This window comes from Alteromonas sp. HB246098 (assembly GCF_054890645.1).
The window spans coordinates 32,654-57,782 of the sequence record NZ_JBTZUG010000012.1; the positions used below are offsets into that span (position 1 = coordinate 32,654).

The 25,129-nt window shown below is 44.5% G+C and carries 23 protein-coding genes; 13 read left to right on the forward strand and 10 right to left on the reverse strand.

What is annotated here, in order from left to right:
* Positions 1-39: 39 nt before the first annotated feature.
* The 4 genes from trmL to ACYTPF_RS18715 form a co-directional block, all read right to left on the reverse strand.
* Complete coding sequence (gene trmL, locus ACYTPF_RS18700; RefSeq protein ID WP_039219267.1) at positions 40-504, reverse strand: tRNA (uridine(34)/cytosine(34)/5-carboxymethylaminomethyluridine(34)-2'-O)-methyltransferase TrmL; 465 nt, start codon at positions 502-504, stop codon at positions 40-42.
* A 66-nt stretch (positions 505-570) separates the two neighbouring features.
* Positions 571-1,539, reverse strand: coding sequence for an alpha/beta fold hydrolase (locus ACYTPF_RS18705; RefSeq protein WP_179982188.1), 969 nt, complete (start codon positions 1,537-1,539; stop codon positions 571-573).
* Positions 1,540-1,605: 66 nt separating this feature from the next.
* A complete protein-coding gene (locus tag ACYTPF_RS18710; protein ID WP_461853258.1) occupies positions 1,606-2,964 on the reverse strand; it encodes an ATP-binding protein in 1,359 nt (452 codons plus the stop codon).
* Entirely contained in the window at positions 2,964-3,707 is a 744-nt protein-coding gene (locus ACYTPF_RS18715) for a response regulator (protein ID WP_461853259.1), read from the reverse strand. The genes ACYTPF_RS18710 and ACYTPF_RS18715 overlap by 1 nt, the downstream gene beginning before the upstream one ends.
* A gap of 210 nt (positions 3,708-3,917) precedes the next feature.
* Here ACYTPF_RS18715 and ACYTPF_RS18720 point away from each other — a divergent pair, with 210 nt between their 5' ends.
* Positions 3,918-4,748 carry a Spy/CpxP family protein refolding chaperone gene (locus ACYTPF_RS18720; protein ID WP_461853260.1) on the forward strand — a complete coding sequence of 277 codons (831 nt, stop codon included), beginning with the start codon at positions 3,918-3,920 and terminating at the stop codon, positions 4,746-4,748.
* A 62-nt stretch (positions 4,749-4,810) separates the two neighbouring features.
* Here ACYTPF_RS18720 and ACYTPF_RS18725 read toward each other — a convergent pair whose 3' ends face one another.
* A complete protein-coding gene (locus ACYTPF_RS18725; protein WP_461853261.1) occupies positions 4,811-6,040 on the reverse strand; it encodes a flagellar assembly protein T N-terminal domain-containing protein in 1,230 nt (409 codons plus the stop codon).
* A 13-nt stretch (positions 6,041-6,053) separates the two neighbouring features.
* Positions 6,054-6,803, reverse strand: a complete 750-nt coding sequence (locus tag ACYTPF_RS18730) for a flagellar basal body L-ring protein FlgH (RefSeq protein WP_461853262.1) — start codon at positions 6,801-6,803, stop codon at positions 6,054-6,056.
* 161 nt (positions 6,804-6,964) lie between these two features.
* On the opposite strand from ACYTPF_RS18730, the gene ACYTPF_RS18735 reads away from it, so the two are divergent.
* The gene (locus ACYTPF_RS18735; RefSeq protein ID WP_461853263.1) at positions 6,965-7,888 is read left to right on the forward strand and encodes a hypothetical protein; all 924 of its coding nucleotides are present in this window, start codon (positions 6,965-6,967) and stop codon (positions 7,886-7,888) included.
* Between the two features lie 53 nt (positions 7,889-7,941).
* Here ACYTPF_RS18735 and ACYTPF_RS18740 read toward each other — a convergent pair whose 3' ends face one another.
* The gene (locus ACYTPF_RS18740) at positions 7,942-8,352 is read right to left on the reverse strand and encodes a methylglyoxal synthase (protein WP_461853264.1); all 411 of its coding nucleotides are present in this window, start codon (positions 8,350-8,352) and stop codon (positions 7,942-7,944) included.
* A 420-nt stretch (positions 8,353-8,772) separates the two neighbouring features.
* Here ACYTPF_RS18740 and ACYTPF_RS18745 point away from each other — a divergent pair, with 420 nt between their 5' ends.
* The 9 genes from ACYTPF_RS18745 (at position 8,773) to ACYTPF_RS18785 (ending at position 19,239) form a co-directional block, all read left to right on the forward strand.
* On the forward strand, positions 8,773-8,898 hold the full coding sequence (locus tag ACYTPF_RS18745) for a hypothetical protein (RefSeq protein ID WP_259462663.1): 126 nt from the start codon (positions 8,773-8,775) through the stop codon (positions 8,896-8,898).
* A 108-nt stretch (positions 8,899-9,006) separates the two neighbouring features.
* Positions 9,007-10,020 carry an N-acetyl-gamma-glutamyl-phosphate reductase gene (gene argC, locus ACYTPF_RS18750; RefSeq protein WP_461853265.1) on the forward strand — a complete coding sequence of 338 codons (1,014 nt, stop codon included), beginning with the start codon at positions 9,007-9,009 and terminating at the stop codon, positions 10,018-10,020.
* Positions 10,017-10,862, forward strand: coding sequence for an acetylglutamate kinase (argB, locus tag ACYTPF_RS18755; RefSeq protein WP_461853266.1), 846 nt, complete (start codon positions 10,017-10,019; stop codon positions 10,860-10,862). Before argC ends, argB begins: the two co-directional genes overlap by 4 nt.
* A complete protein-coding gene (locus tag ACYTPF_RS18760) occupies positions 10,859-11,770 on the forward strand; it encodes an ornithine carbamoyltransferase (protein WP_461853267.1) in 912 nt (303 codons plus the stop codon). The genes argB and ACYTPF_RS18760 overlap by 4 nt, the downstream gene beginning before the upstream one ends.
* Positions 11,771-11,807: 37 nt before the next feature.
* Complete coding sequence (locus tag ACYTPF_RS18765) at positions 11,808-13,013, forward strand: argininosuccinate synthase (RefSeq protein WP_461853268.1); 1,206 nt, start codon at positions 11,808-11,810, stop codon at positions 13,011-13,013.
* A 74-nt stretch (positions 13,014-13,087) separates the two neighbouring features.
* Entirely contained in the window at positions 13,088-14,470 is a 1,383-nt protein-coding gene (gene argH / locus ACYTPF_RS18770) for an argininosuccinate lyase (protein ID WP_461853269.1), read from the forward strand.
* 18 nt (positions 14,471-14,488) lie between these two features.
* Entirely contained in the window at positions 14,489-15,799 is a 1,311-nt protein-coding gene (gene argA, locus ACYTPF_RS18775) for an amino-acid N-acetyltransferase (RefSeq protein ID WP_461853270.1), read from the forward strand.
* Positions 15,800-16,001: 202 nt separating this feature from the next.
* A complete protein-coding gene (locus ACYTPF_RS18780; protein ID WP_461853271.1) occupies positions 16,002-18,239 on the forward strand; it encodes an EAL domain-containing protein in 2,238 nt (745 codons plus the stop codon).
* 133 nt (positions 18,240-18,372) lie between these two features.
* A complete protein-coding gene (locus tag ACYTPF_RS18785) occupies positions 18,373-19,239 on the forward strand; it encodes an alpha/beta hydrolase family protein (RefSeq protein WP_420809579.1) in 867 nt (288 codons plus the stop codon).
* Positions 19,240-19,304: 65 nt separating this feature from the next.
* Here the strand turns inward: ACYTPF_RS18785 and ACYTPF_RS18790 are convergent, their stop codons facing one another.
* Both ACYTPF_RS18790 and ACYTPF_RS18795 read right to left on the reverse strand, forming a co-directional pair.
* Positions 19,305-20,417 carry a DUF2855 family protein gene (locus ACYTPF_RS18790; protein ID WP_461853272.1) on the reverse strand — a complete coding sequence of 371 codons (1,113 nt, stop codon included), beginning with the start codon at positions 20,415-20,417 and terminating at the stop codon, positions 19,305-19,307.
* Positions 20,418-20,433: 16 nt separating this feature from the next.
* Positions 20,434-21,849 (reverse strand): NAD(P)-binding protein, encoded by a 1,416-nt coding sequence (locus ACYTPF_RS18795; RefSeq protein WP_461853273.1) that lies wholly within the window; start codon positions 21,847-21,849, stop codon positions 20,434-20,436.
* A 124-nt stretch (positions 21,850-21,973) separates the two neighbouring features.
* Here ACYTPF_RS18795 and ACYTPF_RS18800 point away from each other — a divergent pair, with 124 nt between their 5' ends.
* Positions 21,974-22,552: a TetR/AcrR family transcriptional regulator gene (locus ACYTPF_RS18800; protein WP_141151490.1), complete on the forward strand. Its 579-nt coding sequence runs from the start codon at positions 21,974-21,976 to the stop codon at positions 22,550-22,552.
* 49 nt (positions 22,553-22,601) lie between these two features.
* Here ACYTPF_RS18800 and ACYTPF_RS18805 read toward each other — a convergent pair whose 3' ends face one another.
* Positions 22,602-24,077, reverse strand: a complete 1,476-nt coding sequence (locus ACYTPF_RS18805) for a catalase (protein WP_461853274.1) — start codon at positions 24,075-24,077, stop codon at positions 22,602-22,604.
* 507 nt (positions 24,078-24,584) lie between these two features.
* Between ACYTPF_RS18805 and ACYTPF_RS18810 the strand changes: the two genes are divergently transcribed.
* The gene (locus ACYTPF_RS18810; RefSeq protein ID WP_461853275.1) at positions 24,585-25,112 is read left to right on the forward strand and encodes a hypothetical protein; all 528 of its coding nucleotides are present in this window, start codon (positions 24,585-24,587) and stop codon (positions 25,110-25,112) included.
* Positions 25,113-25,129 lie beyond the last annotated feature (17 nt).

Genomic DNA, 25,129 nt, shown 5'->3' on the forward strand with positions numbered 1-25,129 from the left:
TAACAGGTATATCTTCAGGCAACTTTTGCCTACCTTCTACTATCGGGCACCTTCGTAGCCAAACTGACGCCAGCTTTCGTATACAAAGACAGATACGGCATTAGATAGGTTCATGCTGCGACTGTCTGGCAACATGGGAATGCGAACGCGCTGCTCTGGAGGTAACGATTGAATATAATCGTCCGGTAAGCCGCGAGTTTCAGGGCCAAATATAAGTGCATCGCCTTTTTGATACGATACATCACTATGAAACGCTTTGCCTTTTGTTGTACAAGCGAATACGCGGTTCGGCTTCGCGTCTTCAAGGTAGGCTTCTAAGTTTGCATGGCGCTTAACGTGAGCAAATTCATGATAATCTAAACCTGCACGTCGTACTCGCTTGTCGTCCCACTCAAAACCTAAGGGCTCGATTAGATGTAGTGTGAACCCACTGTTTGCGCATAGACGGATAATATTTCCCGTATTTGGCGGGATCTCTGGCTGATAAAGTACGACATCAAGCATGTTTTTCAAGCTACCTTCACTGTTATTAACCGACTCATTCTATAACGAAACACAGCAATTCATCACCTACTCTGCAGACAAGAAGTCTAAAATTCTGGAAAGAGAGCGCTCGCGAATGTCGTCTGACTCGGTAAATAACTCATGATAAGCCCTTGGTATAATCTCAAGCTCAGCATTTGGCATTAGGTGTGCCACCCGCCGTTGGCGCTTATTATCTATTATGGCGTCATCGTCGGCGCTTAAAACCAGCGACGGGGTAGTGATTGCCCCCGCACTAGTTTCAATTCTATTCATGGCCTGATGGGCTGCGGCCAACCACTCGGTAGTTACGCCCCCAAGCTGAATATCTTGCTCTTCATCATAAAGCTCGCGAAACAACGCGTAGCGGGATTTGCTATGGGTAAGCTTATTCAAAGAAAAAGGAAACGCGATATACGGGGTTTGCCCAAAAAAGTAGCCTGCATCGGCTTTTTTCATTCTATTCACCGCAAGACCAGTGCGAATTAAACCGTTTGCCAACCAATTGGGCAATGAAGGTTTAATACCGAACATGGGGGAAGCCAATACAGCTTTAGAAAACAAATTGGGTAAACGCAATAGCGTAAGCGCACCAATAGCGCCGCCCATTGAATGGCAAACTAACAACAAAGGGCCTTGTTGCATAGGCTTAACGATAGACTCGACGAAGGCAACGAAATCGTCTACATAGTCATCGAAATGCGCGACATAGCCGTGTTGGGGATCCCGTGTCATTCTGTCTGACAGGCCTTGCCCTCGGTGATCAAGAATAAAAACGGCAAAGCCATTTTGATAGAGGTCGTAAATAAATTCTTTGTATTTTAAGTAAGACTCTATACGTCCAGAACAAATAACGATGGTTGCTCGCGGCGTTTCTGGAATGCAGTAGGCGTAGCGCACCTTTATATCATCTTTGCCGGTGAAGTGGCTTTCAGTGACACTCTTCTGCCAAAACGGGTTGATGTGAGTGGCAAAGGTGCTGGCTAAATTCTCTTCCGACGTGAACGTCCAGTTCATAAATACCCTATAACGGTCAATTTGCGCTCATTGTGAAGCTACATACTACTGTCAAAGTATAGGTTACTACTTCGGGAATGACAGAGTGACTCGCAGCCCACCGCGCTCAACAGGTTCAGCGATAATGCGCCCATGATGCAACTCAACCGCCGCGTTTGCAATGGATAAACCCAGACCAACACCTCCTGACTCCCGCTCTCTGGCAAGCGTAGCTCGGTAAAAAGGTGAAAATATACGTTCGCATTCCTCTACAGTCAGTCCCTCGCCGTCATCGGTAATATGAATGCACCATTGCTTAGCATCTTCGCTAAAAGAAACATGTGTTAAGAACTCGCTATGTCGTATAGCATTGCGTAGAACATTCTCAACCGCTCGGCAAAGCATCATATGGTCAACAACAACAAGCTTTTTGGGAATATCATCAATTTTTAGCTGCTTGTTTTTATTTGCTGCTTCAAAATTCGCATCGGTGAAGACATCGTTGAGCACTAACGAAAGCATTTGTTTTACCATCGTCGCTTCGCCAGCTTCAGCTCGGCTTAATGTAAGCAACTGACTCACTAGTGCTTCCATACGCTCAGCCTCTCGCTCGACTCGAGATAGCGTTTCAGGATCTACGTTTTGCTGATGAGCAAGCCCAAGCGCCATTTGCAAACGCGCCAGCGGAGAGCGAAGCTCGTGGGATACATCGGCTAACAAGCGCTTTTGCGCCCCCCACATAGACTCTAATTGCTCAGCCATTTTATTAAAGTCACGAGAAAGCTGTCCTAGCTCATCCTGACGCTTAGCTGCCCGGCCCACTCGCGCTTGCCAGTCACCGCTCGCTATGCGTTTGGCTGAGCTTTGGATACGCAGTATGGGATTAGTCAGTGATTTCGCAAACAACCAGCTCAATAAAATGGTGGTGATCAACGCAATTGTAAGAAACAGTAAAATGGGAGGAGTTTGCTTGTCAGGCATTTCCAGTCTTACTGAGAAAAGCGCAAATCGGGTACCGTTGCGCTCAAAGAAAACCGGCCCCAATATTTTAAATGCGCCACGCTTCACCGCTATGGGTGACGTTTGTGTTACCAATCTAAGTAAATCATCTCTGTCTTCGTTACGAAGCGGTGGACCACCACCTGAAATGACGCGGTTATCACTTATATCGATGGCCACCATTCGCCCTCTCCCTCCACGGGAATGACGATCTAGCGCTCCGCGTAATGGTGCGTCTTGGAAACGATCCTCTTGTATGCGCTCCACCACTTGATTAAGAGCAGCAACTTCACGTGGCTTTATGGGCACAATTTCAAGATCTTCAAAGAAAAGGCGGCTGCCCCATATAGCCAATAAGGCGGTTACAATGAATGTAGCCCAAAACCAAAGAAACAATCGACCCATGATGGCCCGCGTTGGACTTATACTGCGTAACAGTTTTACCATCAATGACTTCCAACAATTAGCATATACCCTACACCTCGGATGGTTTTAATTTTTTCATCCCTGGCCACTGCACCGATTTTCTTGCGCAAGTTACTCACGTGCATATCAATACTTCTATCAAAAGCCTGTAATGGCTTACCCAGTATTTTTAAGCTTATCTCTTCTTTTGTTACTCGCTGAGCAGCGTTGAGCATTAACAGGCGCAGAATTAAAAATTCCGTTGTTGTAAGCGTTAGTTCGACATCATCCACTTTCGCCAGCTGACTGCTAGGGCTTAAAAATATACCGTTAACGAATAAGTCCTGTTCAACGGCTCCGCCCGTAGATGACAAATTATGACGGCGAACAATCGCTTTTATTCGCGCAACGAGCTCCCTGTGATTAAAGGGCTTAGGTAGATAGTCATCGGCCCCCATCTCAAGGCCCAAAATGCGGTCGTAGTCATCGCCTCTAGCGGTAAGCATAAGCACCGGCGTACTGTGGCTTGCTCGAAGCTTTTTCAATACGTCAAATCCATCCATTTTAGGCATCATCACGTCAAGCAATATCAGGTCGTAATGACGCCCAGAGATCGCTTCGGATAGCCCCTCTTCGCCATCGTTGCGCACTTGCACCTGATAACCCATAGCTGATAGGTACGTGGAAAGCATTTCTGTCAGCTCTAAGTCATCATCAATAACAAGGATAGACTGCAAGTGAAAATCTGTACTCATGGTATTAAACTCTTTAACTGCTAGATTCATGAAAATGCCTGTAAATTAGATAAAACTCAACCTACGCTTTCGGGGTGCTTCGCCTTCAGCTTACAAACAACACTGACAAAACGCGTACTATATCTTTTCAGACCTTTACAATCACAAATCGGTTTTACCTTTACATAAGCTTTACACTGCATTGACTGCTTTTTTAGGTGCGCACGCTAGAGTTAGCATGCCCGAAAAAAGGAGACGACAATGAAAAAGTTATTAATTGCTAGTGTAACAGTAGCAGCGATTGGCTTAGGTGGCCTTGCACTGGCGCAGCCAGCCGAGCCTGGAATGCGTCACCACGAACCGGTAAAAGAAATTGTTAAACATCTTCGCGGCATCAGCTTAAGTGACGCTCAGCGCGAAGAAATAAAAACACTCGTAAGCGCATTCAAAGACGCTAACCCTCGACCTAAATTTGGTGATATTGAAAAACCTAACCTAGATTTTGCGAGCGCCACTGAAGCCCAGATCAGCGCTTTTATCCAAACCCAGATTGAAGAGCGCGAAGCAACGCATTTTGCTTTTGCTCAACTGCGCCACGATATCTACAACGTGCTAAATGAAGAGCAACAGGCAACTCTCTTAGCTCGAGACGCTAAAAGAGAATTAGATAGACAAAAACATCATGATGCTTTCGTAAAACAAGAAGCACGCTTTGCAAAACGTACAGATGGTGAGGTTAAAGGTCCTAAACGCAAGCCTAGTGAATTTTTGTTCGAAGGCATTGAATTAACCGACGAACAAATAGCCAGCCTTACAGAACTTCGCGAGTCATTCAAGGACGTATCTAAAGCGAATAGAGAGAAGCTACGCAATTTTAAAGATGCCCAGCGGGATTTGGTTCGTAGCCAGTCTTTCTCTCAAGACGCTTGGGACGCGCTTTTCGCCCAATACAAAGACGACCTTGTAAGTGCTAAAGTTGAGAAAGCCAAACAGCATCAAGCCATGTTTCAAGTTTTGTCATCTGAACAACAAGCGAAACTAGAAGCATTGCGTGAAGAAGAACGTAAGCTACGCGAGATATTTAAGCCTTAACGCTTAGCCCATTTTTACCCATCTTACCCACCGTAAAAAGTGCTGGCTTCGGCCAGCCTTTTTTATGGCTGAGCCTCAGATAATTTTTGTTTCACGGATAAGGTTAGTGGCGTCACAAAATCACCAACATGTACGCTATCACTACCTGGCTCAGCCTTAAGCAAGCTAACTTCGTCAGCCACTTCAAATACTTCTAAAGTAAGGGTCTTACTAGAAAATAAACCCGATTTTCTTGATAACCCTAGGGTGGGTAACGCGCGCTGCTTTACGAGTGAAAATTTATCTCCTGCCACCAAACCGCTATTTTTACCTAGGTCGATTGCAATATAGTCAGGCGATATATCTATAACCTGCGCATAGGTTGTTTCGCACTGTAATGCCCCATGAATATCGGTAATGGCAGCATGTATAGTGTTTAGCACCATTCGACCAAAATCACTTCGCCACAGAAGGCTATTGTTACTGTCTACAGAATCGTGTTGGGAGAACGGCCAGTCTGCTTCACTGTGATAGCTATCGTTAAAGATAACCTTCGCTTTAAACGTATCGAGTACGTAAACCTGAACAGTAAAGTTTCTGCGAAGTGCCGTACTATCGCTTTCAAATACCGACGTTGCTTGTGACACTTGCTCGAAAAGTGAAATGTCTTTAACAAACCCAAATACCACGAATTGCTGACCATACTCATTGCGAAGGTACGTGGACATCGCCGTCAAATCGACATCAGAGAGACTAGAGGTTAGCCAGGTATTTACGTTAATGAGTGAAACGGGAATCTGGCTAACACTATTGCCGTTATAAAGCCCATTGAGCTGCTGTGTAAAGCGTTGAGATACATGACTACCAAACGAATAGAGCATACCGGTTGCGGCTTGCTGCGGTGAAGTTAAAGAAAACTCCGTTACTAGTATCCGATGGGCTAACCCATTATTAGTACAGTTAAACAAAGGCGTAATATTAACGTTTACCACTACCGTAAGTAGGTCGTCTTTAAGTGTTTCACTTATAATCTCTACACGTTGTATTCTTCCCTGAGAGCGAATTTCTGCCTTACTAGAAAGCAGCAAACCATCTACCATAATATCTTGCGCTGATATCGTGCTGCCACTTTGAAAAGCCGCATCTGCGATAGCGTTTTGTATAGCACTTGTTCTTATATCGCTTAACTCAGCCCCTGCGAGAGCCACGGTAGACTCGCCTTGCACCCATTGAGCACACGCTTGCTTAGTCACAATTAGAAAAGAGAACAAAACTAACCCAGTAAGCGTTTTACGTAATCGGCTTTTATACATGTGATTCTCGTCACTAACCAAAAATTGAAAACAGCTTGCCGATCACCGAAGGCTGCTGATTGTCCTGCAGATCACCCGTACCGCTGTATTCAATTAATGCGTTACCGACTTTAGATGACAACACGGTATTACTTTCATCAACGTCTTTTTTACGTACTTCTCCGGAAAAGCGAATGTACTCTTTTCCCCTATTCATGGTTATCCACTTTTCTCCGGTAACAAGTAAATTTCCAGCAGGGGTTATGCCGGTTACGTACACTGTAATACTGCCGCTCATTGAGTTTGATTGTTTGGTTTGAGCGGAGCTAGCAAATTCGCTGTCTTGCTCATGCTCTACTTCAACATCATCTCCTTCAACCTGAATACCACCTAGTTTCAATGTGACAGGCGCTAAATCGAACGAAGTATTTTTGTCGGTATTAAAATCAAGAGACTTCTCTGATTGGGTCTGCTCATCGAGCTTAACCAATATCATATCCCCTACTTTAAAGTTCGCGTGGCGCTCATAAAGCCCTATTGATTGCTCAGGGTTAAATAAAGACCCGGTAGGTACATGTAAAGTGGGCGTGGGCTGCGCTCTGGGTGGTGAATAGCGCGGATGACCAGGTTTCGGTTCGTCTTCTACTTGACTAACTGCCCGTTGCGACACATTGGGGTTAGTGGGGCTATTTTGAACCACCTGCTCTTCTTCAGTAATTGTTTGGGCGCAGCCCCCAAGTGTAAAGATTGCGATAAGTGTGTGTATATGGCATCGAACTTTCATGACATTGCTCAGTATTATTTTTTATGCAGTGTGTAATTTAAGTGCCATCCATGACCTGACAGGAGCAAGTTTAAACGAACAAATCAGAAGAAATCTCGTTCACTTTCTCTATTTGCAAAACCTTTACAAATCAACTATATGCCTGCGGGTAAGGGGATGTTATGGCCTTAGAAAACACAACCACCACCTCTGTTGGAACTGGCTTCAATGCACTGTTATCAAAGCTTGATTTAGCGTCAGGTTTCAATGACAGTAAAGCTACGGATTCGACAAACTCTTCAACAACATCAGGTATTGAAGCGGCAAAAAGCGGCGAGTCTTTGCCGTCTATTTTCTCATTATTACTTGAACAACAGAGTCAGACGAATAAACCAGTGGGTACATCAGATACCGTTGCGGATATCAGTGAGGATAAAAAAGAGGTTATCAGGGCTACAAGTCTTGCAGTAGATGCTCTCTCACCACTGACAACTATAAGTAATGCACTTTCAGATGATGCTATAGCCGCTATGCAAGGTACGCTATTAACTGCATTGCAAAACAATATATTTCAAGCGTTATCCACCAATAGCGACACCACCAATACAGCTACCAGCGCAACTTCTAACCTTAGCAATGCTAGTATTAATCAAAGTGAAACCAGCCCAACTTTATTCGACACGCTATACACAAACGCATTCGGTGATGACGGGCTTAACCTTAAAGATGGCTTTGATGTCTTAAATATTGCAAACCACCTGCCCGTAGTTTCTGATATTTACGAGGCAACCACCTCTAGCCACACTGCCGCCGCGGCAAGTTTGGCTGGTAGCTTTTTATATGGCGGCATAGGCGGCCTTATGTATAACGCTGTAGACTTAGCCGTAGAAAACGTTACTGGGCAGAGTATTTCAAATAACCTGTGGTCAATGGGCCAAGCTTTTGTGTCATCGTCCTTCAGCAACATCAATACTGATAGTGCTTCACAGGTGTTGGATGAAAGTGTATTGGCCTCAACGCCCATCGAGACTAATGATATAAAGGCAGGAATTGCCAATAAAGCCGCGGACGCTACTTACCAATTCGTTCAACGAGGCTTAAATTAAAGCCTCTACTTTGAACAAATGTATGTAACGACAATAGTGTGTACCTTAAAGCCTTAGAAGTTAGGTTTAACTGGCTTGTATTCGGGAGATAGGAAGAGCGGTGATGTGATCACTAAATCTGCTGTGGCTGGTGTACAGGCTACTGGTACGTTCCACACTGAACACAGCCGCAATAGCGCTTTTACGTCGGGGTCATGGGGCGCTGGATTCAATGGGTCCCAAAAGAAGAATAGTGCGTCTAGCTTGTTTTCTGCGATCAACGCGCCTATTTGCTGGTCCCCACCAAGCGGGCCACTTTTATAGCGTGTGACGTCTAACCCTGTTTCGCTAGCAATTAAGCCGCCCGTAGTTCCTGTCCCCACCAAATTACACTGCTTAAGCACGTCAATATGCTGTTTAACCCATGCTAGCAATTCGGGCTTCTTATGATCGTGCGCAACCAGCGCTAAAGTAAGTTTGCTCATTTTATTTTCCGAGTTTAATCCCAACAACCTATTTTAACAGTCTTCTGTTTAGGCCTATAGCAACCTATCACTTATCACTGTCTGATTTCATGCGCTACTTGCGCTTTACAATTAGGGCCCGTTTTCCTTTGCAAAAACAGACTAGATTCTTAGCTTATTAAGCAGCAACGCTGCCATAAATAAGTACAACGACTACTTATTAGGTGCCAAATATAAATATTCAGTTCTATTGAGCTTGTTGTCAACTTACTGTCATAACTATAAATATATTATTAAGTATCTTTTTACAGACGAAACAGTATAAATATAAGATAAAATATTTATACATTTTTATTGCATAAACATTCAAATTAGATACACTAGTCCACGGTTAAAGCATCCAACCCCTAAATTCGGGTTGTAACTTTATAGGAATTGATGATGACACAACCAACTCGCGTTGTTGGTTCAACCACTAGCAACGATAAAGAGTTTATCTCTCCCCTGGCTGGCTACACCATGCATAGCGCACGACGATGCGTGTGCACATCTATGCTTATTCAGTAGCACACTTTTTACCTTTGTAATGTGGTCGCGGTTAGGCAAGGATATTCGCCCAACCAGTTTACAAAGGTAAAAAGTGATTTTTTTCTCCTTTTATTGAATTTTTAAATTATGTATAGCGTTTCAATTATTGGTGCCAGTGGTTACACAGGTGCACAACTTGTTCAGTTGGTTAATCAACATCCAAAACTTGAGTTAGTGGGTACTTATGTATCTGAGAAAAGTAGCGATGCGAATAAAAATATCGCACAGCTTCACGGCAACTTGGCCCATGTCAACGCTACGCTCACGCCTATCTCAGATGATGCCCTGAAAGAGATGGCTAACGGTGTTGATTTTATTTTTTTAGCAACGCCACATGAAGCAAGCCACGACTGGATGCCTGTCTTATCTTCAGGTAAAGCAAAGGTACTTGATTTATCAGGTGCCTTTAGGTTGAAAGACACCCAAGTTTTCGAACAGTTTTATGGCTTCCCTCATACGCAAAAGGAAAGCCTAACTCAAGCCGTTTACGGTCTTGCCGAATGGCACGAAGCAAAGATTGCCAGCGCAGATGTTATTGCTGTTCCGGGTTGCTACCCCACGGCCAGTCTTAGTGCACTTAAACCACTTGCTGAAAATAACATGCTTGATGCAAATGTACGCCCTGTAATTAACGCCGTTTCCGGCGTATCAGGTGCAGGTAGAAAAGCCAGTTTAACCACCAGCTTTTTTGAGGTCAGTCTTCAAGCATATGGCGTACTAGGTCATCGCCATACGCCTGAAATTGAAGCGTATTTAGGCACGCCCGTTATCTTCACCCCGCACCTTGGCAACTTCAAAAGAGGTATCTTGGCAACGGTCACCGTGAAGGTAAAAGCTGGTACCACCAGCGAGCAGCTTGAACAAGCGTACACTGACGCCTATGCTGATAAGCCTATTGTGCGTTTGCGTACCAGTTTCCCAAAAATTGACGACGTTGCTCATACCCCATTTGTTGATCTTCACTGGAAGCTAGATGAAGCATCTGGGTATGCGGTGGTTACCGCTGCAATAGACAACGTAATGAAAGGCGCAGCCTCTCAGGCTATTCAGTGCCTTAATATAATGACGAAACAACCAGTAGAAACAGGGTTAGTACTATGAGTGTTTCACCTATCGTAATTAAAGTTGGTGGTGCATTGCTTGACGATGCAGCAGCAATGACACGCTTATTTTTAAGCGTAAAAGAAGTTCAAGCCATACGCCCAGTTGTGGTAGTTCATGGTGGCGGCCCGTTGGTTGAGACCCTAATGGCAAGTCTAGGTCTTCAAAGTACGAAAATTGATGGCCTTCGCGTTACGCCCGATGAGCACATGCCTTATATCTGTGGTGCACTTGCGGGCTCTGCGAACAAACAGCTTTGTGCAGCAGCACTTGCCACGGGTATTACGCCAGTTGGTTTATCTCTGCTAGATGGAAATATGGTGGTATGCGAACCACTGGCTGATCAATATGGTGCAGTAGGTGTACCTTCAACAGCTGATGCTTCTTTCCTAAAAAGCGTACTAGCACAGTCTACACTTCCGGTAATTAGCTCTATTGGATCAAGCCCACAAGGTAGATTACTGAATGTAAATGCTGATCAAGCAGCCACGGTTATTGCTGAACTTCTTAACGCGGAACTTTTATTACTTTCTAATGTTGAAGGTGTACTAGATGGCGACAAATCGCTAATTAGCGAACTTAACGCTGCAAGTATTTCAAAGTACGCAGATAAAGGCGTAATCACAGACGGAATGAAAGTAAAAGTAGATGCGGCACTTGCGTCTGCAGAAAGCCTAGACCGCGCGGTTTACATCGCAAGCTGGGCAGCTGATATCAACGATATTTTAAATAAGAAAACGGGCACACAAATTCTGCCCGCAGCGCTGGCAAACTCAGAGTCGACAAACCCTGACTTACACCACACCGACGTAACAAAAGGCAATGCCGGAGAAGTACAATGAAACAGGACCTACTTACTTTTGCAGACTGGACACCAGACGCAATGAAAAACTTGCTGCAATTGGCTGTAGAAATTAAACAAGCACCGGCAAGTTACAGCAATGTGCTAGCAGGAAAATCAATTGTTGCCCTGTTTGAAAAACCGTCTTTGCGAACCCGTGTAAGCTTTGATATTGGTATTAATAAGCTTGGCGGTCATATGGTGTACTTAGATGCACAGTCGGGCAAATTAGCAGGTCGAGAAGATGCAGTAGATACCGCAGCTAACTTAGCCTGCTGGGCTGACGCTATTGTTGCTCGCGTGTTTTCTCACGAAACTCTAGAGACCTTTTCTAAAGCGTCCAAAGTACCGGTAGTTAACGCACTGTGCGATAAATACCACCCATGTCAGGGCCTTGCCGATTACCTCACTATGTTTGAACGCTTTGGCAAGACCGAAGGTCTTACCATGGCATACGTAGGCGACGGCAATAATGTGACCCATTCACTATTAATTGTTGGTGCGCTTTTAGGTTGCAACCAAGTGGTAGTAACACCAAAAGGTCACGAAGCGGCCCCTGAAATTGTGGCGCAAGCCAAAGCGATTGCAAAAAAGACAGGTGTATCAATTGTTGAAAGCACGGACCTTAGTGCCGCTAACGGCGCAGACGTTATCTATGCAGATACATGGCTTTCAATGGGTGACGATACGCCACTTGAAGTGATCAAAGAAAAGTTCATGCCTTATCAGGTGAACGAAGCGTTGATGGAAGCAACCGGTGCTAGCTACGTAATGCACTGTCAGCCTGCCCATCGCGATTTAGAAATTACGGGCTCGTTGATTGATAGCGATAAATCGCTATTAATGCAGCAAGCCGAAAATAGAATGCATGGCCAAAACGCCATTCTTACTCAATTACTTAACGCTTAAAAAGACGCCTAAAAAGACGCTTAGAAGGATTATTTAGATGCAAAACGTTAAAAAAATCGTGCTGGCCTATTCAGGCGGGCTTGATACATCAGCCATCATTCCATGGCTTAAAGAAAACTATGGCTGTGAAGTTGTCGCGTTTGCAGCAGATGTGGGTCAAGGTGATGAAGAACTAGAAGGTCTTCATGAAAAAGCTATCGCGTCTGGCGCGAGCGAATGCCACATTGTTGATTTAAAAGAAGAGTTCGTAAGCGAATATATCTTCCCAACTATCACGACAGGTGCGGTATACGAAGGTGAATATTTATTGGGTACGTCAATGGCGCGCCCGGTAATCGCAAAAGCGCAAGTCGAGATTGCGCGTAAAGTAGGTGCCGACGCCCTATGTCACGGTTGTACCGGTAAAGGTAACGACCAGGTGCGTTTTGAAAGCACCTTTGCCGCCCTTGCTCCAGACCTTACCGTTATCGCGCCGTGGCGTGAGTGGGATATGGTAAGCCGCGAAGACTTATTGGCTTATCTAGCTGAACGCAATATTGCGACAACAGCGTCAGCGACAAAAATTTACAGCCGCGATGCAAACGCATGGCACATTTCACACGAAGGTGGCGAGCTTGAAGATCCATGGCAAGAGCCTACCAAGCAAGTGTGGACCATGACCGTTGACCCAGAAGATGCCCCTGATGCCCCTGAGCGCGTTACCCTGACTTTTGACGAAGGTAAGCTGACGCACGTTGATGGTGAAGCATTATCGCCTTATCAGGCACTTGTTAAGCTAAACACAGTAGCAGCAGCCCACGGTGTTGGACGTATCGACATTGTTGAAAACCGCCTTGTAGGCATGAAGTCTCGCGGGTGCTATGAAACTCCTGGCGGCACTGTATTGCTTAAAGCGTACAAAGCGCTTGAAACCATGGTGTTAGATAAAGCCGCACTTAAATACCGTGAGCAGATTGGTCTTGAGTTCTCACACGTGATGTACGACGGCCGTTGGTTCACCGCCCTTAACGATGCGCTATTAGCTGGTGCAGCCTCTTTTGCGAAGAAAGTAACAGGCGATATCGTGGTTAAGCTATATAAAGGCCAAGCTACTGTTACCCAGCGTAAATCGCCCAACAGCCTTTACTCTGAAGACTTTGCAACCTTTGGTGCAGACGATGTTTACGACCAGAAGCACGCTGAGGGCTTTATCCGCCTATTCAGTCTTTCAAGTCGTATTGAAGCACTAAAAAATCAAGGTTAATTGTATACCGCGCGTAGCTTTTAACAGCTACGCGCGGGTAGCAAAGGCAACAAACAGTATTTAAGGAGCATCGCATGGCGTTGTGGGGTGGCCGGTTTGAATCCGGTGCAAGTAGTATGTTTAAACAGGTTAACGACTCGCTGCCGTTTGACCAAGTTATGGCAAGCCAAGATATTCAAGGCTCTATCAGCTGGTCTCGTGCGCTGCAAAAAGCAGGCGTACTAACTGCTGACGAACAAGCCCAGCTTGAAGCAGCACTTAGCGAGTTGAAAGCGAAAGCCGATGCTGGAAAATTAGATTTTAACGCATCGAGTGAAGAAGATATTCACAGCTTTGTAGAAGCTGCGCTTATTGAAAAGCTTGGCGATATTGGTCGTAAACTACACACAGGTCGTAGCCGTAACGACCAGGTGGCTACTGACTTTCGCCTGTGGGTACGAGAACATATTGCCTCACTTCGCGCTGATGTTTTAGGTGTTATTAAATCACTTCTAAATGCCGCAAGCCGTCATCAAGAAGCGATCATCCCAGGTTACACTCACTTACAGCGTGCACAGCCTATTCACTTTGCACACTGGTGCTTAGCTTACGTTGAAATGCTAAAGCGTGACTTGAGCCGCTTAGACGACCTTAAAGCGCGCATGAATCAGTGCCCTTTAGGCTCTGGAGCATTGGCAGGTACCACGTTTCCTGTAGACCGTCATGCCATTGCTGAAGAACTGGGCTTTGACTCTCCATGCCTAAACAGCCTAGACGCAGTGTCTGACAGAGACTTTGTGTTAGAGCTTTTATTTGTAGCCAGCACTAGCATGATGCACTTGTCACGTCTTGCTGAAGATATGATTTTCTATAACTCTGGCGAAGCTGGGTTCTTACAGTTAGGCGATAGCGTAACCTCAGGTTCATCGCTTATGCCGCAGAAGAAAAATCCAGACGCGCTAGAGCTTATGCGCGGTAAATGTGGCCGTGTATTTGGTTCTTTGCAGGCGCTGTTAGTTACTATGAAGGGCCTTCCACTTGCGTATAACAAAGATATGCAAGAAGACAAAGAAGGCGCTATCGATACGGTAAATCAGTGGCATATTTGTTTATGCATTGCCAGCGAAGTGCTCGACTCACTGCAGCTTAATGAAGAACGCTGCCGCGTTGCGGCAACTCAAGGCTTTTCTAACGCAACCGAGCTTGCCGATTACTTGGTAGGTAAAGGCGTGCCGTTTAGAACAGGCCACGATATCGCGGGCCGTGTCGTGCTTCAGGCTATCGACAAAGGCTGCGCTATTGAAGATTTACCGCTAAGCGACATGCAGGCGATTTGCGATAAAATCGAAGACGATGTTTATCCAGTACTTCAATTGGAATACGGTGTAAACCAGCGCAATATCCTTGGCGGAACCAGCAAAGAAACAGTCACCAAAGCACTGTATCAAGAGTTGGAAGATTTGGATAAGCAAGGGTAGCGGTAAGGAACTACTTAGATGGTACTAGCGCAGCAAGATGGCATAAAACTGTTTCGCAGTTCACTGCCATATATTAATGCTCATCAGGGAAAGACCTTTGTACTGATGTTCGGTGGCGAAGCCATTGAACATCCTAATTTTCCCAACATTATTCAAGATATCGCTTTATTGAACAGCCTTGGCGTACGTGTGGTAGTGGTGCACGGTGCCAGACCACAAATAGACCAGCGAGTTGCGTTACGCAATATAGAAGGCCGCTTCGAAAACGGCGTGCGCATTACCGACAAGCAGACCCTTGAATGTGTAAAAGACGCAGCAGGCTCGGTTCGTTCACAGGTAGAAGCCTTACTTACTATGGGGCTTCCAAACTCCCCCATGCACGGTGCACAAATACGGGTGTGCTCGGGCAACTTGGTGGTGGCCAAACCTATGGGCGTACGTGGCGGTGTAGACTTTGAAAACACGGGTTTAGTTCGTCGTATTGATACTACTGGCATTAACGACCATCTTAACGACGGTTCGATTGTGCTGCTATCGCCTATGGGCTATTCATCAACAGGTGAAGTGTTTAACTTATCCCATGAAGACGTAGCTACACAGGCAGCTATCGCCCTTAAGGCTGACAAGCTGATTGTGTTTTCAAACTTTGATGGCGTATACAACCGTGACGGAAGATTACTTCGCACCATTGAACGTCCTCAGCTAGAACAGCTAACTCTAGCAGGTGACATCACCACCGAAGATACGGTACTAAGCGCACTTACCACCAGCGTTGCTGCCGGCGTTCCCCGTGCGCACTGTATCAGTTTTGAAAAAGACGGTGCCCTGCTTCAAGAATTGTTCACCCGCGACGGTACGGGCTCGCTTGTAATGGAACACCATTATGAGCAATTACGTGCAGCGACCATCGAAGATGTGGGCGGGATCTTAAAGCTAATAAAACCGCTAGAAGAAAGCGGCGTGTTAGTGAAGCGTTCTCGTGAGCGTTTAGAGAACGAGATTAACCAGTTCATAGTGATAGTGCGCGACGGCATGATCATCGCCTGCGCTGCTTTATACTTGTACCCAGAAGATGGCTGCGCCGAATTAGCCTGTGTGGCGACCCACCAAGACTATCGCGGCAAAAACCGTGGCGAACGGATTTTAGATGAAGTGCGAGTGCGTGCTAAAGAAGCCGGTATTAACAGTATTTTTGTACTGACCACAGTTACCGCACACTGGTTTTTGGAGCAAGGATTTGAACCTGCAGACATAAGTGCGTTACCTGCCGTAAAGAAAGAGCTATATAACTTCCAGCGCAATTCTAAGGTATTTACCTTGATAGTCTAATCTGCAAAGTTAGGTCATACGAAACACTTGTGTGGTAAAAACATAGTGTTTCGTATGTTTTTGTAACATCTTGTGAAAATTGTCCTTAATCCTTCCTAATGCCTATCACTAGCACTATTTAGCGGTTATATTAACTTATCTAGTTACGTGAATTAGTTTCAATTTTTTGTATTGAACTAATACTAATCCCAGCGGTTAAATAGTGATTTCTCGCGCATTAAAATTAATAAAAAACTACCTTCTTCTAAACGACGACAACTTAAAAACAACTGACGCAAATATATGGCGGCTTAGCGTACTAAGGTCAATTTTACTGATAGGGGTCATTCTCACATCGGCTATTGTTGTCCACTCATCCTACACTGCTTACGTTCAAGAACTATATTATGTTCTGTACTTAACAATAGGGTTTACTGCCTTTCTGCTAGCAACCCTCTCAATAGGTTTGAAACACATCAAAATAGCGTCTGCCTTTTTAGTTCTAGTTGTACTTGCAGCATCCATGTGTATTTTGTTTTTTACTACTGATTTAATTTCAGCTCAGTATGGCTTGCTCTTTCTTTTTACCCTTCCCATCATCGTTCGTATTCTCTACGGTATAAAAGCGTCTATTGCGACCATGCTTTTTAACCTTGTTCCCTATTATTTGTTAGTTACCAAAACTAAAGTTTCGCCTTTATTTGGTATAGATATCACATTGCCCGATACGCACACCTATCTGGCTTCGTTACTATTCTTATTCTTTAACTTCTGTATTCCTATGGCCGTATTACGTGTCATGTCTTCGTTGGAAAAACAGTCTGAATATAATCAGTTACAGAGCAAAAAACTCAATAAAATAGTAAAAGGATACCAAGAGATATTTAACAACGGGGGAACCCCTTCGTTTTTTTGTGATGAGCAAGGACGAATACTGCAAGCAAATAAGGCCGCCAGATCATTAGTTAAAAAGTTTCGTCCTAACAGCGAGTATATTCAGGACCTATTTTCTTTATCTTTGCCGATAACACGGGGGGTTAATCAAACCGCTTCAATTTACAATCACCCTGAGCAGGAATTTGAAATTCAGCCAGCTAGCTTAATGCACCATAAAAAACAGCTCGTTCACTGTCATGATTTGTCTGTAAATAAAAAAAATTTGATGGAATTCGATGCGTACAAAAAGCAACAGTATGAAAAACATTACTTTAATGAGCTGACGGGTTTAAAGAACCATCACTTTTGGAAACAGGTAGAAACTAGCGACAGCATTTTGAACCAACATATTGTGCTATTGAAGCTGGCCAATCTACGAGAAATAAACCTTCAGTATGGCTACAGCCAAGGCGATAAACTTTTAATAAAAGTTATATCGCAGCTACAAAACGAATTCTCTAGCGGCGCAAGGTTCTATCAATTCCCTGGTGCTAAATTTTTATTTACTTTAAGCACCAAGCAACTATTTTCTAATTCTATCGAGCACTTTTTAACTCGCAAGCTACCAAAAACTATCACCGTTACCTCTAATAATGTCGATGTGGAGCACACGCTAAAATGGCGTGTAGGACATTATCATGTAAGTCGAGAGATAAGCGCTGATGCTGCAGCTGAGTGTTGTGCTATCGCATTAAGTCAAAGCAGTGAATCGTCGCCCTACATGTCATTTAGTATTAATACAGTAAAGTCTATTAGGGAAAACACTCAACAAAAAGATAAGGTAAAAGCGCTTATTGATAATGGCTGCCTTGCTATATATCTTCAGCCACAGGTATCCATCGATGAAACTATTGTTGGCTTTGAAGCCCTAGCTCGTTTGAAAGAGCTAACGACTGGGTCAATATTGCAACCCCATCATTTTCTTCCTTTAATAGAAGCAAACGGCTGGGAGGTGTTATTTACTCAAAAAATTCTGGACGCTACTCTGAAACTTCTTGATAGTTGGCCTGCTAACCTGCCGCGAGTACCTGTCGCTATCAACCTATCTGGCCCAGAACTCTTAAATGATATTTTCTACGAAAAGCTTTTACGCCGCTTCTCAGAAAGTCCAGAGCTATGCAAAAAATTAAAATTAGAGCTTACTGAAACCTCTGTACTAGCGAGCCATAGTGAAACAAAACGCCGTCTAACCTCTTTAGCTAATGTAGGTGCAACTATCATTATTGATGACTTTGGAACAGGTCACGCTTCTCTCTCTCAGCTTATAGACATGTCAGCAAGTGTCATAAAGGTTGATAGGGAGTTCGTGGACCGTGTTGAAACTTCTGAACGACACCGGAAGATTGTAAAGATGACTTTAGATCTAGCTAAAAGTTTAGAGATGCAGACAATAGCAGAGGGAGTAGAAACACGAGCTCAATTGTCGGTTCTAAAAGAAATGGGGTTTAAACATTTTCAAGGTTATCTCTTCGGTAAACCCGCCCCCATTGAGCATTGGATGAGTGAAATAAAGGCGCAGGCTTAATTAGGTTACCAAAGGTTTAGTTAAACAAAATATTTGTTTATCACGAATTGAAATAAATCTTTTTATTGCAAACTCTAATGAAGAACGCTTTACTGGTATGACCAGATAACAATTAGAGAGAAAGGTACGCCTAGTGAGCACCTCGAAACCTAACAACATTACTGTAACGTGTAAGGACAGCATGCGTTTAAGCGCAACGCTTTTTACTCCTAAGCAGCCCGTGAAGGCAGCAGTCATGATTGGTCCAGCGACAGGTATTAAACGCCAATTCTACAGCGCATTTGCCACTTACTTGAGTGAGCAAGGGTTTGGCGTTATCACGTTCGATAACCGTGGCATTGGCGGTTCGGTCTACGGCAGCGTTAAACAAAGTGACGCTTCACTCGTAACCTGGGGCGAGCAAGATATGCCAGCGGTGCTCGAGACACTAAAGATTCACTTCCCTAATGTGCCCTATTTTCTTGTTGGTCATAGTGCGGGAGGTCAGCTATTAGGGTTGATGTATAACGTACACGACCTCACTGCTTTTTGTAATTTTGGTAGTTCATCAGGTAGCCTCAGAAACATGCGTAAAAGCTATCTGCTTAAAGCGCATTTCTTTATGAATTTCTATATTCCCGTGAGTAATTTATTGTTTGGCCATACTAAGTCTCAGTGGGTAGGCATGGGCGAGCCACTACCTAAAAAAGTGGCGCGCCAATGGCAGAAATGGTGTAACGGTAAAGGCTACGTAAAAACAGGCTTTGGCAGTGATATTAATCAGCATCACTACGATACCATTCAAATTCCTTCTAAGTGGTTACTCGCCAACGACGACGACATTGCTAATATTCACAACGTTCACGACATGATCAGCGTTTTCCCCAACATGGAAGCGCAAGTGGAAGAACTCGACCCCCAGGCTCATAACGTCAAAGAAATCGGTCACATGAAGTTTTTCTCACGGAAGTGTCAGCATCTATGGCCTAAAGTCACCGATTACTTTAATCAATACGTGTGATATTACCTTCGAACGAGCGCTTATATTAAAGCGCTCGAACTCGATACGGGTGCTCTGATTACGCGCTAAGCAAGTGTGTATATTCTTCCTTCATTTGAAGGAATGTGACCTTGTTGATGTTCGCTAAAGTCATCTTTTAGCGCGCTTAACCCTTCACGCTCTTTGACGTTTAACCAACCGGCGCTCCACGCAATGGCTTTTGATACAAACCCGCTACTTAACTTCTGATACTCAGCAGCCCCAATCTCAGACATACGCTGCTGTATATGAGCAGGAGCAAAGAAGAACTCCTCATCGCTTGACGGCTTAATGTCCTGCCAGTGAGTAAGCCCTACGCTGATGTATCTTGTTAGGTGTTCACCAAGTCTATGTTTGATTGATGCTTTGACCTGAGCATTACCTGACATGTCGACCACAACGGTGCTTTTCAGTTGCAACATGTCCAGCTGTTCAAAGCTAATAACAGCGCTGTAAACATCTAACCCTTTGAGGGGTGCGACACGCTTATCTGACGTGACGCCTATCGCGCTAATACCAGCTTCTTTTAACGCAAAAGCAAGCCCTAAACTGGTTTTGCTTGAAGCACTTAGCACCAGCAACTGTTCTCGCGCTGAAGCGGGGATGGATTCGACCACTTCCGACAAACAAAAGGACGTTGCATAAAGCGGCCACAACAACATCTGAAAGTTTTCTTGTTCGTGCTGCTTAGCGTTAACTTCAGCGTTAGCATCGGCCGCTAGTGCAGGAAGTGGTCGATAGACATTGTACCCTTGGGGCAACTTCAAACGATGAGGGCTACAGTCTATTAAATTGTTGTTTGCTACCGTTGTGTTGGCCATAACCAGATACTCAGCGGGCGGGAAATAGCCTAAAAAACGACTGCCAACTTCTACCGAATCATTACTAGAGCTTATTACCTGGCCCACACCCCATACTGGAATAACACCCCAATTTTCATTACTGCTGGTGTTAATCGGTGGAAAAAACTGCCAATAACCAAGCTTGTCACCCACCATATAGTAGGTGAGGTTATTGGCAGTAAACGCGAACCTTTCAATTTTGAATACTAGGCTTTTTGGGTTTTCAGTACTCGCTATTCGCGCGTTATCGGGGCTACCTTCTGCTTGCATTATTCGAAAGCAGTTTGGGTTAGTTTTGTCTATTTGAAACTGTTTCATCGTTATTTTTAACCTTTTAAAGTTGTCCGCTCGCTTTTAAGCCCTGTATGTAAGTCATCAGCTTTTGCATGGCCGGAGCCGCTGCTTCTTTCAATCGCCCTAACACCTGCATTTTTTGCATATCGTCTTTTGCCACGCCGTGTACTATTTTTGAAAAGCCATCTAATCGACAGTGATAGATCCACGCTTTAAGCGCTGGATCTTCACCCCAAATTTGCATATTCCGTAACATAGTCGCGGTCATTGGCAACCAGTCGACGTCGCGATTAGGTAGCGGAACCACTTGTGTCAGCATTTGCTTTTGTCGTTCATCGCTGTAAGCAGCCTCAACGTGGGCAATAAGTGCAGCACTAAAAACAGGTTGATAGGCACGCACTGTTTGAGGGGTGATGGTGTCGCCATCGAACACCGCTTTAATCTCTAAGTTAGTCAGTGCAGAAGCTGAGCAGTCAATAACCAACGCGTTATCTGGCATCTTCCATGTTGTGCTTTCAAAACACAGTTCTTCGCGGCTGATATGTTTAACACGACCTTGTCTAACGACAGATGGCAGCGTTTGTAAGGCTTTAAGCTCTAATTCGCTCACCGTTGCGCCGTGAAACATACTGGGTCTTACTTTCTTATCAATACGCAGTAAAACGCCCCGCTCTTCCAATTTGTCGAACATATCCTCGATGGAAGTTGACGCTGCGATAGCTTCCATTTGGTTTGCTTGTGCCCCAATAGAATCAAAGAAGAAGTCATCCAAGGGCTGGGTATTTTTCCGGTTCAGTAACCATGCATCTCGCGATACTACCCAGTGGATATTATGCGGGGCGACGTGATTTTCAAGCAGCCATAGGCAGGTATCAATACCTGTTTTACCACCACCGACCACCACGTAGTTATCAAAGCCTTCGATATTTTCAACCACGGTATTAACTGGCGTAAATGCAACATCGTTGTCGCGAGTAAAGCTTGGAGTATGGGTAAGTGGAATATTGGTATTTAAATAAGTGGCATCAACAATTTTCTTGTTTACGGTGACGTTGTAGTGCTTGCCATTTAAGGTTGATACAAACTGTTTATTTCCTTTGTACTCGCAAAGCGGGTAATACTGCACACGACTTGAAGGTAAAAAGGTTTCGTTCATTACCGCATCGAGATACGCGCTAACTTCTTGCCCTGAAGCTAACCCCATTAGGCCTTCATTCATTCCGCACTTGTCGATTACGCCTCGATTAAGCTCTTTTGAGCACACACCATAGAACGCTGAAGGCTGGTGTAGGGTGACGAAGGGGTAAGCGTAGTTCCAATGCCCGCCGGGCTTCGCATTTTTATCTACAATCAGAATGTTAGCGTTTGTTTCGTGGAGCAGTACATCAGCGAATGCCATCCCTACCGCGCCAGCGCCTACAATCAAATAATCGCAGGTTAATTGCTCAGTTTTCATATATAGTGTCCTTATGGTTAACCTGCGGGCAGGCAGGTTAAGTGTTAAACCAAGAGATATAACAGCGTTATAAACACACCTTACATAACGGTGTTATATTGCGCAACATGTAAATGATGTGTAAATGAAAAAAGATACCCGACAAAAGATCTTAGATGCTGCTTCAGCACTGTTTTTAAAAGGCGGTACAAATGCGCTGAGCGTGCGTGCTATAGCCGAAGGCGCTGGTATGTCTACTATCGGCATTTATAGCCATTTTAAAGGTAAGCAGGGCATCCTAGATGCGCTCTATATTGAAGGTTTTGGATTGGTAGAGCGTGAAATGTTGGCGGCGGATGGCAATACTGCGGCGGAAAAAGTGATTAATGGCTGCGAGCGTATTTTAACGTTTTCAGAAACTCACGCGGCTCATTATCGACTAATTTTTGCTTCTAATTTGAAAGACTATACGCCATCAGATGAAGCTATCGAGGCAGGTGAAAAAGCGTTTATTACGCTAACTAAGCTTACCGCTGCGTTAATTAAAAAAGATCTGTCTGTTGAAGAAAAGCAGGATGTAGCTATGCAGGTATGGGCGCTTAATCACGGGTACATTACCTTAAATCAGCATGAAATTAGCAACCGCATTACCTGGAACAATTGGAAAGAACGCGCGCTTCAAGCAATTCGCTTACACGTTTATGCCCTAGTCGCTACCCAGTAAAAAAAGGGGTCATAGTACATTTTGTTAAAGTACTATGACCCCATTTACCTTATCTGCTGGCTACCGCCTCTCTTACACGAGCACCGTAGTCACTATCAGCTAGGTCGTATTGTACGAACATGGCTTCTTGAACATCTTGTGTCGCTTGGCTTAGACCGTCAGCGATATTGTTTACTAACTGCTGCTTTTGATCTTCACTCATAATGCGATACAGATCGCCTGCCTGAGAGTAGTTGTCTTCATCACGGTTATCATAAATGTCTAACCATGCATCTTGCTCTAATGGCATCGGTGGCTCTTGTACCTCCGACATTTCAGCAGGCTCACCAATTCGTGCTCGGTTATTCGGATAGAAGTTTGCTCCACTTCCCGCAAGCGCTGGGTTAATCCCTGCAAAAGCGCCATCTCGCTGATAATTGTGTACCGGACAACGTGGTGCGTTTACCGGTATTTGATTGTAGTTTGCACCAATGCGGTATCTGTGCGCATCTTGATATCCAATTAGTCGCGCTTGAAGCATTCTGTCTGGCGATGCGCCAATACCCGGTACCAAATTGCTCGGCGCGAACGCTGCTTGCTCAGTTTCTGCAAAGTAGTTATCAACATTGCGGTTTAACTCCAACTGTCCTACTTCAATTAATGGGAAGTCGCTGTGCGGCCATACCTTGGTCAAGTCAAACGGGTTAATATGATAATTGCGAGCTTTCTCTTCGGTCATGATCTGCACGTTCACTGTCCATGACGGGAAATCACCTTTATCAATACTTTCAACCAGGTCTTGTTGGGCACCAAAGGCAGGCATTTTCGCTGCTTCTTCGTTAGTTAGCGTTTTGATACCTTGGTTAGTTTTAAAGTGCCACTTCACCCAATAGCGCTCACCTGCGTTATTCCAAAAGCTTAAAGTATGTGAGCTATAGCCATTCACGTGGCGATAGGAAAGTGGAATACCGCGGTCAGACATCAAAATTGTTGATTGGTGTAATGACTGCGGGTTGTTAGCCCAAAACTCATATACCGCCTGCGGATCTGGCAGGTTAGTACGTGGGTTCTTCTTCTGGCTGTGTATAAAGTCAGGAAACTTAATACCGTCCCGCAAGAAGAATACAGGTGTGTTATTTCCCACCATATCCCAGTTACCCTGTTCCGTGTAAAACTTCACCGAAAAACCACGAGGGTCACGAGCGTAATCGCTTGAGTCTTGACCGCCACCTACAGTAGAAAATCGCAAGAACACATCGGTTTTCTGCCCTTCCTTTTGCAAAAAGTCGGCAATAGTATAATCAGACAAACTTTTAGTTAGCGTGAAAGTACCATATGCTGCGCTGCCTCTGGCGTGAACTACACGTTCTGGAATTCGCTCGCGGTTAAAGTGCGCAAGCTTCTCGAACAAATAGTGGTTATCGAAAGTAACAGGGCCGCGGGGGCCTGCAGTTCGACTTTGATTGTCATTGGCAACGGGCGCACCATTGCTAGACGTTAGCGTGGTAGGGTTTATAGCTGTACCTGAAAATGGACACTTACTCATTGCGAATTCCTTCTAGTTCTTTTCTCGCCCTCTTTTCAGCTTTACTTAACATCTCGCTAAAATTGGGCACTACGTACGTAACTAACAACGATTGTTAATCACCTTTTTCGTTTAAAAAGATGATCGCTGATTCAACCAAACAATTAAAGTAAACAAAATAGATAATGATAATCGTGTTTTTAAATCACGCTAAAACACTTATCGTTAGGTGAATTTTTTGTATATCCGCTTTTGCTGCTGGAACATCGTTCGATGAGGGTAAGCGTCGGGGAGTTTTATATAACTGGAAGGAGTGAAAGCTACTATTCGCTATTGTTTGGCATCTTGAATAGTTGATTAAGCTTATAGGTCCGATGGACTTTTTCGGCTCAAGCATTGGTTAACGGAAGTCAAAAACGCTATACAGAAATAAGGTAAAGCGAATTACTTTTTTGCAATGAAGGTCTAGCATTGTGCTTTTTTCGTAGCAAAAAACTAAACATTCGTAATCTACTAGGGGCTTGTGCCATGACAAAGCCACTCATATTCATCACCGGTTTTATAATGTTGTGCGTCATTGTCTTTGCATCTTGGAATACTTTTGAAACGCTTTGGCGTTTTAACCACAAGAACAACGAGCTAACTTTTATGGGAAGTTCAGGTTGGCAGTGGCATAACAAATCACAAGGGCTTCAAATTAAGCGAGTCGATGGCTATTTGCCTGCGATGAGGAAAGTATCCGACAGCAAAGAATATGCTTCGCTTATTTCCATTACGGAAAGCGGAAATTATCGCGGCTTTGTATTTTTTGATCAGAACTGTGAAGAAGGCGCTATTGTCTCAGAGCGTGTAACTTACAGTGCGGCAGAGCCGCCAAAACTTGAAGTATTACACTGCCTGCATGGAAAGCTAGTGTATATGAAAAACTGGACAACAGCACCTACAGAAAGATGGCGTGGCCGTGTGGGCGACTTCGAATTCGACGAAGCCTTAAATGAATGGGATTTCACACCACTTCAACAAGCCTATTTAAAGAGTGTGGCAGAGCTCATTTGAAAATTGGGGGTCAGAGT